Source organism: Labrys sp. Lb11 (assembly GCF_057554225.1).
Genome location: NZ_BAAJOT010000004.1, coordinates 165,426 through 179,177 on the forward strand (window position 1 = coordinate 165,426; position 13,752 = coordinate 179,177).

The window sequence follows — 13,752 nt, forward strand, 5'->3', positions numbered from 1 at the left end:
CATGAGCGGGCCGACCCTCGTCACCTTCGGCTGCCGCCTCAACATCCACGAATCCGAGGCGATGCGGGCGGCGGCGGGCGAAGCCGGCGACGATCTGATCATCGTCAACACCTGCGCCGTCACCGAGGAGGCGACGCGCCAGGCGCGCCAGGCCATTCGCCGCCTCAAGCGCGAACGGCCCGAGGCGCGCATCGCCGTCACCGGCTGCGCCGCCCAGATCGAGCCCGGGCGCTATGCCGCGATGGACGAGGTCGCCCACGTCGTCGGCAATGCCGAGAAGCTGCAGCCGGACACCTGGACCGGGCTGCACCGGCGCAACGACAAGATCCTCGCCGCCGATATCATGACCGCGCGCGGCATGGCGCTGCCGCGGATCGACGCCTTCGAGGGGAGGGCCCGCGGCTTCGTGCAGGTCCAGAACGGCTGCGACCATCGCTGCACCTTCTGCATCATTCCCTTCGGGCGCGGTCCGTCCCGCTCGCTGCCGCCGCAGGCCGTGGTCGAGCAGGTCCGCCGCCTGGCGGAGGCCGGCTATGGCGAGATCGTGCTGACCGGCGTCGACCTCACCAGCTACGGCGCCGACCTGGAGGGCACGCCCCGGCTCGGCGCCCTGGTGCGCCGCATCCTGCGCGAGGTGCCGTCGCTGGCGCGCCTGCGCCTGTCCTCGATCGATTCGGTGGAGGCCGATCCGGCGCTGATGCAGGCGCTGGCCGAGGAGGAGCGGCTGATGCCGCACCTGCACCTGTCGCTGCAGTCGGGCGACGACCTCATCCTCAAGCGCATGAAGCGCCGCCATAGCCGGGCCGATGCCGAACGCTTCTGCGCCGAAGCCCGGCGGCTGCGGCCTGACATCGTCTTCGGCGCCGACCTCATCGCCGGCTTTCCGACCGAGACCGAGGCGATGCTTCGCGGCTCGCTCGACCTGATCGCCGGTTGCGGCATCGTCCATCTGCATGTCTTCCCCTTCTCGCCCCGGCCCGGCACGCCGGCCGCGCGCATGCCGCCGGTGCCGGTGCCCGAGGTCCGCAGCCGTGCCGCCAGGCTGCGCCAGGCCGGGGACGCGGCCTTCCGCGCCTTCCTCGACGGCGAGGCCGGCCGCACCCGCAACGCCCTGATGGAGCGCGGCGGCCTTGCCCGGACCGAGCATTTCGCACCGGTGCGTCCGCTCCGGCCGATCGCGCCGGGCACGCTCTTCCCCGTGGTGCTGGGCGGACACGACGGCAAGGCGCTCGCCGGCACGCCGCTGGCGGCGGCCTGACGACCCCCGGCCCGAAGGCCCGCGTCGCAGTTTCGGCGCATTCGCTGCGCAAATCTGTTGGCACCTTTGCCGCGTGGCGTGATTCTGGCCGGCGCGGCCGTGAGTCGCGACTTCTCGGAGACCAAGCGTGCCATCTCGCCTTTCCCGCTGCCTGGCCGCGGCAGCAGCGCTGATCTGTGTGACGGGAAGTGCTCTGGCCGGATCCGGCGCCGTGACGGCGCGCTATGCCGTCACCCTCGCCGGCCTGCCGATCGGCACGGCCGCGCTCGATGCGACCCTCGAGGCCGGGGGCGCCTATGCCGTCAGGGTCTCCGGCCGGATCGGCGGCGTCCTCAGCCTGGTCAGCGACGGCAAGGGCGCGGCCACGGCCTCCGGCACCATGGGCGCAAGCCTGCCCAAGCCGGTCGGCTATGCGCTCAACAGCGTCTCCTCCGGCAAGCAGCAGACCGTGCAGATGGCGCTGGCCGGGAGCACGATCACCGATGTCGCCATCAGCCCACCGCTTCGCTTCCGGGCCGACCGCGTGCCGGTCACCGATGCCGACAAGCGCGGCGTCATCGATCCGATCTCCGCCATGCTGATGCCGGTCGCCGGCAATGGCAACATGCTGGCCGCCGGCGCCTGCGACCGCACCCTGGCCGTCTTCGACGGCGCCCAGCGCTTCGATGTCAAGCTCGCCTATTCCCGCATGGAGGAGGTGCAGTCGAAGGGCTATTCCGGCCCCGCCATTGTCTGCTCCGCCCGCTACACGCCCATCGCCGGCCATCGCCCCGATCGCGACCAGACCAAGTTCATGGTCGCCAACCGCGACATGGAGGTCTGGCTCGCGCCGGTTGCCGGCACGCGCGTGCTTGCTCCCGCCCGTATCATCGTCGGCACCCAGCTCGGCCGCCTGGTGATCGCCGCCACGCGCTTCAGCCAGGGCGGCGCGAGCCCGCCCACGGAAGCCAAGGCGAACTGATCGCACGCGTCCCGGATCGGGACCCGCATTCATCGAAGGCACCGGCATGGTGCCGCCGGCAGAGGAACTGTGCCGGTTCCAACACCCGTCTTGCCGGGTCATGACGGGTGCAATCCGGCCGGACAAGTCGCGAACTCTGCCCGGTCAGCGATTCGTCGCTGCTCCGTTCCCGCTCCGGTCGAAATCTGAATGCGGCGGAAGCTTCGGCCCCGACGATGCATCCGTGGGACGTTGCGATGCTCTCCTCCGACCGCGACGTCGGCGAGTCCCTCATCCGCTCGGGCGGCTGCCCGCCTGACCGTCCATCGCGGCACGCAGTGCGCCGCACCTCGCCTGAGATCAAGGCAAGCCGGACGCCCGGGCCATGCGAACTCCCGGACGCCGCGTCGCCCCGCAGGGCATCCCGGAATTGGACTGCCGTTAGGATCTGAAGCAGAGTGCTCCCGGGGCTGGACCGACGCGCAGCCCGGTCTCTCGCCGATCTCGGGCGGCTTTTCCCGAAAATGCCACGCCTCCTCGGCGGGACCGAACCGCGAACTCGTCGCCTTCACCGATTCGTCTGTGCTTCGTTCCCGAAACGGTCGACGGCTTAACGACAACCGGACATCGGCTGCCGCAGACCTGCTCCAACCGGGCTACGTCATCGCCGGCGTGGGCAGATTTCAGGAACGAATCCCTGCCGGCATTCCCGGAGATCTGGCGTCATGCCAGATCGAAGACGGCGGTGACCGGGGCATGGTCGGACGGGCGCTCCCAACCGCGCGCCTCGGTCAGCACCTCCATCGACCGGGCCGTATCGGCAATCGCCCGGCTGGCCCAGATATGATCCAGGCGTCGGCCACGATTGGCCGCGACCCAGTCCGCTGCCCGGTAGCTCCACCAAGTGTAGAGCTTCTCCGTATCGGGGACGAAACGGCGCATGACGTCGGTCCATTCACCCGTCGCCATCAACCGCTTCATCGCTTCGGTCTCGACCGGCGTATGCGAGACCACGTCAAGGAGCTGCTTGTGGCTCCAGACGTCCTGCTCCAGCGGCGCAATGTTGAGGTCCCCGACCAGGATAGCCCGCTCTTCGCCGGGATAACCGTCGAGGAACCAGCTGTTCATCTCCTCCAGGAACGCAAGCTTATGGGCGAACTTGTCGTTCAGTTCCGGGTCCGGAATATCACCGCCGGCGGGAATATAGAGATTGTGCACCGTCGTCCCCGCCAGCTCTCCGGTTTCGGGTCCGAATCGAATGGAGATGTGCCGGGCGTCGCCCTTGGCGCAGAACTCCTTCTTCTCGACCATGTCGAAGGGCAGCTTCGAGAAGATGGCAACGCCGTGATAGCCCTTCTGGCCGTTGAAGGCGATGTGGGTGAAACCCATCGCCCGCACGTCCGAGAGCGGAAACTTGCCGTCCTCGACCTTGGTCTCCTGCAGGCAAAGCACGTCGGGCTGGTGCGCGGCGACGAATTTTTCCACCAGACCCATGCGCAGCCGCACCGAGTTGATGTTCCAGGTGGTCAGCTTGAGACGCATGGCGATCCAATGACGTGAGGGACGTGGCGGCTCGGACCCGCCGTCCGGGAGAGCCCCGAGGGAGACCCGGAAAGCCGGCGACGACGCCGGCCGCCGATCACTGCCGACAGCCGGATGTCGGCAAGGAGAAAGGCACGCGGATGGTGGGGGTTCCGGCGCGCCGACCCGCGGACGTTCGGGGAGGACCCTCAGCCCTTCAGGCGACGCGCGAGGTCGTCGAGCTGCTCCAGGGTCCTGTAGCGGATGCGCAGCTCTCCGCCGTCGCCGCGGTGGTCGAGCGTCACCTTGAGGCCGAGGGCGTCCGAGAGGGCCCGCTCCAGCGCCAGCGTATCGGTATCCTTCTCGGTCCGCGGCCGCGCCTTGGTCGGGCGGCCTGCATCGGCGGCTTCGGCCTGGACGATGGCTTCGGCATCCCGGACGGTGAGGCCGCGGGCGGCGATTTCGGCCGCGACCCGCTCGGGTTCCGCGACCGAGAGCAGGGCGCGGGCGTGGCCGGCCGTCAGCTCGCCGCTGACCACCGATGCCTTGACCGTGTCGGGCAGCTTGAGCAGGCGCAGCGTGTTGGCGACGTGGCTGCGGCTCTTGCCGATCACCTTCGCAAGGTCGTTCTGAGAATAGGAGAACTCCTCGATCAGCCGATCATAGCCGGCCGCTTCCTCGATGGCGTTGAGGTCCTCGCGCTGGACGTTCTCGATGATCGCAAGCTCGAGGGCCTCGCGGTCCGTGGCCTCGACCAGCGTCACCGGCACATCATGCAACCCTGCGCGCTGGGCGGCGCGCCAGCGCCGCTCGCCGGCGATGATCTCGTAGGCATCCATCGCGCCCTGCACGGTGCGCACGATGATCGGCTGGATCACGCCCTTCTCGCGGATCGAGGCGGCGAGATCGGACAGATCCTCCTCCGAGAAGCGCAGCCGGGGGTTCTTGGGGTTCGGCCGCAGGAACGACACCGGCACCCGGCGCTGGCCCCGCGCCCGCTCGATCGCCGCTCCCTCGTCTCCGGCGTCGCCGATGAGAGCCGCCAGGCCCCGTCCGAGCCGCGGGCGGATCTTCTCTTCCATCATCATGGGCTCGGTTCCTCAGGCTGCACGCAAGGTCTTTTCGCGCTGAATGATTTCGGAGGCGAGACGGACATAGGCCTGGCTGCCCGGACATTTCAGGTCATAGAGCAGGGCCGGCTTGCCGTAGGACGGCGCCTCCGACACGCGGACATTGCGCGGGATGATGGTCTGGTAGACCTTGTCGCCCATGAACTGGCGCACGTCCGCCACCACCTGCCCCGACAGATTGTTGCGTGCATCATACATGGTCAGCACGATGCCGTGGATGCTGAGGCGCGGGTTGAGGGTGACACGCACCTGCTCGACCGTCTTGAGCAGCTGCGACAGGCCTTCGAGCGCGAAGAACTCGCATTGCAGCGGCACCAGGATCGCGTCGGCCGCCGCCATGGCGTTGATCGTCAGCAGGTTGAGCGATGGCGGGCAATCGACCAGCACATAGGAGTAGGGCCGCTCTTCGGAGGCGGACAGGGCCTGGATCGCCTTCTTCAGCTTGAAGGTGCGGTCACGGTCCTGGGCGATCTCGAGCTCCACGCCGAGCAGATCCAGCGTCGAGGGTGCGATGTGCAGCCGCGGGACCGCGGTCTCGACCACGGTGGCGCGCAGGTCGCAATCCCCCACCATGACCTCATAGGTCGAATGCAGGCGCTGCTTGTGGCCGATGCCGAACCCGGTCGAGGCATTGCCCTGCGGGTCGAGATCGATCACCAGCACATCCTCGCCGATCGCGGCGAGCGCCGTCCCCAGATTGATGGCAGTCGTGGTCTTGCCGACGCCACCCTTCTGGTTGGCAAGCGCGAGAACGCGGGGCTGGCTCATGGGATCCATCCAGGTCATCGATCCCGGGCCGAAAGCCGCTCCGCCGAGGTCACATGCACGATGCGGCCCGACGGGTCGGTGAGGCTGGGGATCAGCATTGCATTGATTCTCCAAGATCTAGCGGTCACGGTCAATTCCTGCTCAACATCTTGGCCCTTGAGGAAGAGGGCCTGGGCGCCCCTTTTCAACAGGCCTTCGCTGAAGCTGAGGAGATCCGACAGCGGCGCCAGAGCCCGGGCCGTGACCAGGTCGACGGCGGGCGGTGGGCGGAGCATGAAGTCCTCGATCCGCACGGCATGAACCGTCGCCGGTGCACCGGTGACGCGAATGGCCTCGCGCAGAAACGCGGATTTGCGGCCGTTGCTTTCCACCAGATGCACCTGCATGCCCGGTCGCTCCGCCATCAGCACGGCCAGAACCAGGCCGGGAAAGCCGGCGCCGCTGCCGAGATCGACGATGGTGCGCGCCTCGCCGCAATGGCCGACGAGCTGGCCGCTGTCGAGGATGTGGCGGTCCCAGATCCGACCGAGGGTGGACGGCGCCACCAGGTTCTTCACCGCCTGCCAACGCCGCAGCAGATCGACATAGGCGTCGAGGCGCCCCGCTGTTTCACGTGAAACACCAAGCCGTTCGATGACGGCTTGACGCTCTCCATCGGTTGCGGGCGGCATCTGATCGGAGGTCGCTGACATGCCGCGACCATGAGTCAGGCGCAGGATTCGTGCAACCGCTACCGAACGACGCGCCCTTGTTCCGCCTTAGAATCGATCGCCAGGCTGTGGATTATGACCCTGGATGTCGCAGCCCTCTCGCCCTGGCCGGCGCATCGCTCGGTCTCCGGCTGAACAAGCCCGCCCTACGCTGACCCGTCCGCTACCTCTACATTCTCGACCCGGCCAAGCTGATCGGGAGATGGGTTCGTCCACGAGCAAATGACGCGATTGGGCGCCGCACCGGTCCGCTTCGCCTTCAGCTGCGCGAGACGCCACGGTTCAGGCCTCGCCGCCACGCGCGGGTCTTCCCTCCCCCTTGCGGGGAGGGATAAAGGGTGGGGGTCGTCGACGTAGGGTTCATCCTATCCTGCACGACCCCCACCCTGTATCCCTCCCCACCCATCTCGGGTGTTCCCGAGATGGGCAGACAAGGAAGGCAAGTCGGAAACATCCGACTTGCCGGGGGAGGGAAGACGCGGGCGTCGCGGCAAGTACGGCATGGAGCCCATCTCGCCCACAGGGTGGCTTCACAAAATAGAGGTGAAGCACTTAGTCCCGGACGCCGCCTAAGACGGATAGATCCGATTTGCTCGGAGAAGGGGAATCCGCCGACGTCGCGCCTGAAGCTGCTATCCGCGATGGAAAGCCCGGTCCTCTCCGAGCGCTCCCGGGGAGACAGGCCAGGGGATGAGCCGCAATGGCGCCTGCCCCGGACTGGCGACGCCCGCGTCCAAAGGGAGCACCGGTACGACTTTCAGCCCTACGCGACAGCAAGATTGCGCTTGCGCAGGGTCGCCAGCAGCAGGGTCACGGCGGCCGGGGTGATCCCGTCGATACGACCGGCCTGGCCAATGGTTCGGGGCCGAATCGAATTCAGCTTCTCGCGGCTCTCGTTGGACAGTCCCGTCACGGATCCGAAATCGAAATCGGCCGGCAGGACCATGTCCTCGTCCCGGCGGAAGGCCGCGATGTCCGACCGCTGCCGGTCCATATAGACCGCGTATTTGGCATCGATCTCGACCTGCTCGAGCACGGCTGCCGGATAGGCCGAGACCTCCGGCCAGATGCGGACAAAGTCGGCGGCGGTCACGGTCGGATAGGCCAGCAGGTCGAAGGCCGAACGGCGGACGCCGTCACGATTGACATGCACGCCGTGGCGTTCCGCCTCGTTCGGCGTCAGGCTGACCGACCGTGCCAGGGCTGTGGCCCGCTCCAGCGCATCGCGCTTGTCGGCCCAGGCCCGACGGCGCGCCGGGCCGACGAGGCCGAGTTCGGAGCCCAGATCGGTCAAACGCCGGTCGGCATTGTCCGCCCGCAGCGTCAGCCGGTATTCCGCCCGCGACGTGAACATGCGGTAGGGCTCGCTGACGCCGCGCGTCACCAGGTCATCGACCATCACGCCGAGATAGGACCTGTCCCGCCCGAACATGACGCCCTCGGCGCCGCCGGCCCGCCGGGCCGCGTTCAGTCCGGCGATCAGTCCCTGCCCCGCCGCTTCCTCGTACCCCGTGGTGCCGTTGATCTGCCCGGCCAGGAACAGGCCGGCGACACGCTTGGTCTCCAGCGTCGCGAACAATTCCTGCGGATCGACATGATCATATTCGACCGCATAGCCCGGCCGGATGATCCGTGCATGCTCCAGGCCGGGGATCGTGGCGATCATCGCCTGCTGCACCTCGGCCGGCAGCGAGGTGGAGATGCCGTTCGGATAGACCGTGTCGTCGTCGAGACCCTCGGGCTCGAGAAAGATCTGGTGGCCTTCGCGATCGCCGAAGCGCACGACCTTGTCCTCGATCGACGGACAATACCGCGGACCGCGGCTCTCGATCTGGCCGGAATAGATCGGAGCGCGGTGGATGTTCTGTCGGATCACCGCATGGGTCGCACTCGTCGTGCGGGTGATGCCACACGAGACCTGCGGGTTGGGCAAGACGGTCGTCAGGCTCGAGAACGGCTCCGGCGGCTCATCGCCGGGCTGCATCTCCAGCGCGGCCCAGTCGATGCTGCGTCCGTCGAGGCGAGCCGGCGTGCCGGTCTTCAGGCGGCCAAGGGTGAAGCCGAGGCGTTCCAGCGTAGCGGAGAGGCCGAGAGCCGGCGCTTCGCCGACGCGACCGGCCGGCGTGGTCACCTCGCCCACGTGAATAACGCCGCGCAGGAAGGTGCCGGTGGTCAGCACGACCGAACCGCAGCCGAATCGATCGCCGTCGCGCGTCGTCACGGCACGGACGCGGCCCGCAGCAACCTCGATATCGTGCACTTCAGCCTCGATCACCTCGAGGTCGGCCTGCTCGCGGACGGCCGCCTGCACGGCAGCGGCATAGAGCTTGCGATCCGCCTGCGCCCGCGGGCCGCGGACGGCGGGCCCCTTGCGCCGGTTCAGCACCCGGAACTGGATGCCGCCGGCATCGGCCGTGCGGCCCATCAGGCCATCGAGCGCATCGATTTCGCGCACGAGATGCCCCTTGCCCAGACCGCCGATGGCGGGGTTGCAGGACATGGCACCGACCGTGTCGAAGCGATGCGTGATCAGGGCCGTGCGAGCACCCAGCCGAGCCGCGGCGGCAGCGGCCTCGCAGCCGGCATGTCCGCCCCCGACGACGATGACGTCGAAGCTCCGCATTGTCTTTCCCGCACCCTTCGCTGATGGCGGCTCTTCTATAGAAAGCCGCCGATCCCGTCAAAGCAGCGGGGGCTCGCCTTACTTGCCGATGCAGAATTCGCGGAAGATCACATCATACACTTCGTCGATATCGACCCGGCCGGTCAGACGGCCGATCGCCCGGACGGCGAGGCGGAGGTCCTCGGCGATGAATTCGACCGGCGTCTCCGGCCCCGCCGTCGCAGCTCGCCGCAGATGGCTCGCAACAGCCTCCAGCTCCACGCGGTGGCGCGCCCGCGTCACCAGCGCCGACTCTCCCCCCTCGAGCGCCGCCCGGGCCGCTGTGGCCAGCCGCGTCGTCAGTTCCGCGAGGCCGAGCCCGGTCACGGCGGAGATGGCGAGATCGCATCGTTGCGCCGGCGAATCGGCCATGTCCGACTTCGTCGCGACATTGAGCAGCGGCGCCTCGATCGCCGGCGGCTCGGCGGGCTCATCGGCCGGCGAGAGCCAGACCACGAGGTCGGCGGCGCCGGCCCGTTCCAAGGCGCGGCGGATGCCGATCGCCTCGACGGGGTCGGCCGTCTCGCGCAAGCCGGCCGTGTCGATCAGGGTCGCGGGATAGCCATCGAGGTCGAGATGTACCTCGATCGCATCGCGCGTGGTGCCGGGGATTGCGGAGACGATCGCAACCTCCCGTCTCGCCAGCGCATTGAGCAAGGTGGATTTTCCGGCATTGGGCGGGCCGGCGATGACGATGTGCGCCCCGTCGCGCAGGCGTTCTCCCCGGGCCGCGCCGGCGAGCGCCGCTTCGATCCGCACGAGCAGGCTCCTCGCCTCGCTCGTCACCGTCGCCAGCAACGTCGGCACGTCCCCCTCGTCCGGAAAGTCGATCTCCGCCTCGACCAGCGCCAGGACCCTGGTCAGCGCCGCGCGCCATTCGGCGGCGGCCTTCTCCAGCGCCCCGCCGGCCTGGCGCAGGGCCTGCCGACGCTGTCCGGCCGTCTCCGCATCGATCAGGTCGGCGATGCCCTCGGCGGCGGTGAGGTCGAGCTTGCCGCTTTCCACGGCCCGCCGGGTGAAATCGCCGGGGCGGGCCGGCCGGACATCGGGCACGGCGGTCAGCGCATCCAGCAGCGCCGTCACCACCGCGCGCCCGCCGTGGACATGGAACTCCGCCATGTCCTCGCCGGTAAAACTGGCCGGGCCGGGTAGGAAGAGCACGATCGCCCGGTCGATCTCCTCGCCGCCGGAGGTCCTCAGCCGACGAAGCGCCGCACGGCGAGGCTCCGGCACGGGGCCGGCAATCGTTTCGAACGCGAATCGGGTCGCCGGGCCGGACATGCGCACCACCGCGACCCCGGCCTTGCCGACGCCGGACGACAGCGCGACGATCGTATCCGTCATGGCCGCGCCTCCAATACGAGGGTTGGGGAGAAGCATCCGAACGGCCAGGTTTGGGCGAGAGGCGATGGGGGATGTTTCCCGTGAAACATCCGGCGCTCGCCAGCCATCCCTGCCAGGCCATCGCCTGGGTCATGGCCGAGCACCGCGCGAACATCAAGGCCTGCGCAGCCCGGGGTTCTCCTCGAACGAAAACGGCGACCGGCCGAGGAGCCGATCGCCGCCGCAGTGCGAGAGAGCGCGGCGTCGCCGCGCAGCATGTCAGGTGTTCATGGAATCGAAGAAGTCGGCGTTGACCTTGGTCTGGCGCAGCTTGTCGAGCAGGAACTCGATGGCGTCGACCGTGCCCATCGGGTTGAGGATGCGGCGCAGCACATACATCTTCTTGAGGATGTCCGGCGCCACCAGGAGTTCTTCCTTGCGCGTTCCGGACCGGGTGATGTCGATCGCCGGGAAGACGCGCTTGTCGGAGACCTTGCGGTCCAGGATGATCTCGGAGTTGCCGGTGCCCTTGAACTCCTCGAAGATCACCTCGTCCATGCGCGAGCCGGTGTCGATCAGCGCCGTGGCGATGATGGTGAGCGAACCGCCTTCCTCGATGTTGCGGGCCGCGCCAAAGAAGCGCTTCGGCCGCTGCAGGGCATTGGCGTCGACGCCGCCGGTCAGGACCTTGCCGGAGGACGGCACGACCGTGTTGTAGGCGCGTCCGAGACGGGTGATCGAGTCGAGCAGGATGACGACGTCGCGGCCGTGCTCGACCAGGCGCTTGGCCTTCTCGATCACCATTTCCGAGACCTGCACGTGGCGGCCTGCCGGCTCGTCGAAGGTGGAGGACACGACCTCGCCCTTCACCGAGCGCTGCATGTCCGTGACTTCCTCCGGCCGCTCGTCGATCAGCAGCACGATCAGGTAGCATTCGGGATGGTTGGCGGTGATCGACTGGGCGATGTTCTGCAGGAGCACCGTCTTGCCGGTGCGCGGCGGCGCCACGATCAGGGCGCGCTGGCCCTTGCCGATCGGCGAGACCACGTCGATGACACGCGCCGAATAATCCTTCTTGGTCTGGTCGCCGATCTCCAGCTTCAGCCGGCGGTTGGGGTAGAGCGGCGTCAGGTTGTCGAAATTGACCTTGTGCTTGGTCTTCTCAGGGTCCTCGAAATTGATCGTGTTGACCTTGAGCAGGGCGAAATAGCGCTCGCCGTCCTTAGGGCTTCGGATGATGCCCTCGACCGTGTCGCCGGTGCGCAGGCCGAATTTGCGGATCTGGGAGGGCGATACATAGATGTCGTCAGGACCGGGCAGGTAGTTGGCGTCCGGGGATCGCAGGAAGGCGAAGCCGTCCTGCAGAACTTCGACCACGCCCTCGCCAACGATCTCGACCTCGCGGCTCGCCAGTTGCTTGAGCACCGCGAACATCAACTCCTGCTTGCGCATGGAGGAGGCGTTCTCGACCTCGAGCTCCTCGGCAAAGGCAAGCATCTCGATCGGCGTCTTGGACTTGAGGTCCTGTAGTTTGATGTCCCGCATCGGGGGTCCTTGGTAGGATATGAAATCTCACCGCGGGGGCCCTGGGATGGGCTGCGGCTGACTACGGAGGGGAGAAAGCAGAGCATTTGCGCTGGGCTGCGATCGCCTTGCGCCGGCGCCCAGGCGGATCAGTGACCTGCACCCGAAAGCACCTGCCTGCAATGGTAGGATTGAGCCTGTATACGCTCGCGGCGACAGCGCCGCAAGCGCTCCAAAGTTAAACTTTTCGCAATGCAGCGCGTCGCCTCGTCGCTGGTCGGCGACGCCTCAGAACGGCTTCACCACCACGAGAATGACGATCAGGATCATCAACAGCGTCGGAACCTCGTTGATGATCCGGTAGAATCGCGCCGAGCGCCGGTTGCGGTCGGCGGCAAAGTCCTTGACCGCCCCGACGAAGAAGCCGTGCACGCCGGAGAGGACCAGCACCAGCGCGAACTTGGCATGGAACCAGGGCGCGGCATAGAAGCCCGACTTCCACACCAGCAGCAGGCCGAAAATCCAGGTGGCGATCATGGCGGGGTTGATGATCGCCTTGAGCAGCCGGCGCTCCATCACCTTGAAGGTCTCGCTCTGCACCGAGCCGGGCACCGTGTCCGTGTGATAGACGAACAGGCGCGGCAGGTAGAGCATTCCCGCCATCCAGGCGATCACCGCGATGATATGCGCGGCCTTGAGCCAGTCGTAGCCGTGGCTGCCATACTCCATCGCCTGCTCCTATCGTGCCATCTTCACCCGCGCCAGCATCCGCTCGACATGCGCGATCGGCGTGTCCGGGGTGATGCCGTGGCCGAGGTTGAAAATCAACGGCCCCCTGCCGAGCCCGGCCAGGATGCCGTCGACCGCCCGGTCGAGCGCCGCACCGCCGGCGACCAGCGCCAGGGGATCGAGATTGCCCTGGACCGGCTTCAGCGGCTGCAGCACGCGGGCGGCCCAGACCGGGTCGACCGACCAGTCCAGCCCGACCGCATCCACCGGCACATGCTGCGCATAGGCCTCGTAGAGCGTGCCGGCGCCGCGCGGAAAGCCGATGATCCGGGCCTGGGGATGGCGGCTGCGCACGGCCGCGACGATCCGGGCCACAGGGTCCATCGCCCAGCGCCGGAATTCGTCCGGCGGCAGGATGCCCGCCCAGCTGTCGAAGATCTGCACGGCATCGACCCCCGCCTCGATCTGCGCGCAGAGATAGGCGGTCGATGCATCCACCAGCCGGTCGATCAGATCCTCGAATCCGTCCGGGTCGCGGTAGGCCCAGGATCGGGCCGGCGCCTGATCGGGCGTGCCCCGTCCCGCCACCATGTAGGTGGCGACCGTCCAGGGCGCACCGCAAAAGCCGAGCAGCGTCACGGCGGGCGGCAGCTCGCGCTTCACCCGGCCGATCGCCTCGAACACCGGGGCGAGGTGGTCGAGGTCGATGCTCTCGCGCAGGCGCGACAGGCCGGATGCGTCCGGGATCGGATCGAGCCGCGGCCCCTCGCCCTCCTCGAAGCGCACGGTCTGGCCGAGCGCATCCGGCACGACGAGGATGTCGGAAAACAGGATCGCCGCATCCAGGCCGAAACGGCGGATCGGCTGCAGCGTCACCTCGGCCGCCAGCTCGGGCGTGTAGCACAGCGTCAGGAAGCTGCCCGCCTTGGCGCGAAGCTCACGGTACTCCGGCAGATAGCGGCCGGCCTGGCGCATCATCCAGATCGGCGGCGTGGCGAGCGTCTCGCCACCGAGTACGCGTAGAACCGGCTTGTCCATCCCAACAGCTTCCTTCGTCGAGCGCCTGCGCGAGAGGCGGCACGCCGCGCTATCCCCGCCCGCCGGGAGAGCAGGGCTTCTTGTCCATGTCCTAGGCTGTGGCCTGCCTCAAATCAAAACAATAGAGAGATGACTCTCATTCTCTTTCT

Annotated in this window: 11 protein-coding genes; 2 read left to right on the forward strand and 9 right to left on the reverse strand. The window is 67.9% G+C overall.

Annotated features, from left to right (window positions below; translation table 11 throughout):
- Position 1: 1 nt before the first annotated feature.
- Together mtaB and AC27L4_RS15335 are read left to right on the forward strand one after the other, a co-directional pair.
- A complete protein-coding gene (gene mtaB, locus AC27L4_RS15330; RefSeq protein ID WP_487143095.1) occupies positions 2–1,258 on the forward strand; it encodes a tRNA (N(6)-L-threonylcarbamoyladenosine(37)-C(2))-methylthiotransferase MtaB in 1,257 nt (418 codons plus the stop codon).
- A 211-nt stretch (positions 1,259–1,469) separates the two neighbouring features.
- Positions 1,470–2,219 carry a DUF3108 domain-containing protein gene (locus tag AC27L4_RS15335; protein ID WP_487143096.1) on the forward strand — a complete coding sequence of 250 codons (750 nt, stop codon included), beginning with the start codon at positions 1,470–1,472 and terminating at the stop codon, positions 2,217–2,219.
- A 702-nt stretch (positions 2,220–2,921) separates the two neighbouring features.
- Here the strand turns inward: AC27L4_RS15335 and xth are convergent.
- The 9 genes from xth to hemE all read right to left on the reverse strand — a co-directional run bounded on the left by xth (position 2,922) and on the right by hemE (position 13,603).
- Positions 2,922–3,740, reverse strand: a complete 819-nt coding sequence (gene xth, locus AC27L4_RS15340; RefSeq protein WP_487143097.1) for an exodeoxyribonuclease III — start codon at positions 3,738–3,740, stop codon at positions 2,922–2,924.
- A gap of 188 nt (positions 3,741–3,928) precedes the next feature.
- Complete coding sequence (locus AC27L4_RS15345; protein WP_487143813.1) at positions 3,929–4,804, reverse strand: ParB/RepB/Spo0J family partition protein; 876 nt, start codon at positions 4,802–4,804, stop codon at positions 3,929–3,931.
- 15 nt (positions 4,805–4,819) lie between these two features.
- On the reverse strand, positions 4,820–5,626 hold the full coding sequence (locus AC27L4_RS15350; RefSeq protein ID WP_487143098.1) for a ParA family protein: 807 nt from the start codon (positions 5,624–5,626) through the stop codon (positions 4,820–4,822).
- A 5-nt stretch (positions 5,627–5,631) separates the two neighbouring features.
- Positions 5,632–6,309 (reverse strand): 16S rRNA (guanine(527)-N(7))-methyltransferase RsmG, encoded by a 678-nt coding sequence (rsmG, locus tag AC27L4_RS15355; RefSeq protein ID WP_487143099.1) that lies wholly within the window; start codon positions 6,307–6,309, stop codon positions 5,632–5,634.
- Positions 6,310–7,090: 781 nt separating this feature from the next.
- A complete protein-coding gene (gene mnmG / locus AC27L4_RS15360; RefSeq protein WP_487143100.1) occupies positions 7,091–8,950 on the reverse strand; it encodes a tRNA uridine-5-carboxymethylaminomethyl(34) synthesis enzyme MnmG in 1,860 nt (619 codons plus the stop codon).
- 78 nt (positions 8,951–9,028) lie between these two features.
- On the reverse strand, positions 9,029–10,333 hold the full coding sequence (gene mnmE / locus AC27L4_RS15365; protein ID WP_487143101.1) for a tRNA uridine-5-carboxymethylaminomethyl(34) synthesis GTPase MnmE: 1,305 nt from the start codon (positions 10,331–10,333) through the stop codon (positions 9,029–9,031).
- 258 nt (positions 10,334–10,591) lie between these two features.
- Positions 10,592–11,857 (reverse strand): transcription termination factor Rho, encoded by a 1,266-nt coding sequence (gene rho / locus AC27L4_RS15370; protein ID WP_487143102.1) that lies wholly within the window; start codon positions 11,855–11,857, stop codon positions 10,592–10,594.
- Between the two features lie 267 nt (positions 11,858–12,124).
- The gene (hemJ, locus tag AC27L4_RS15375; RefSeq protein ID WP_487143103.1) at positions 12,125–12,565 is read right to left on the reverse strand and encodes a protoporphyrinogen oxidase HemJ; all 441 of its coding nucleotides are present in this window, start codon (positions 12,563–12,565) and stop codon (positions 12,125–12,127) included.
- Positions 12,566–12,574: 9 nt separating this feature from the next.
- Entirely contained in the window at positions 12,575–13,603 is a 1,029-nt protein-coding gene (gene hemE / locus AC27L4_RS15380; RefSeq protein ID WP_487143104.1) for a uroporphyrinogen decarboxylase, read from the reverse strand.
- Between the last annotated feature and the right edge of the window lie 149 nt (positions 13,604–13,752).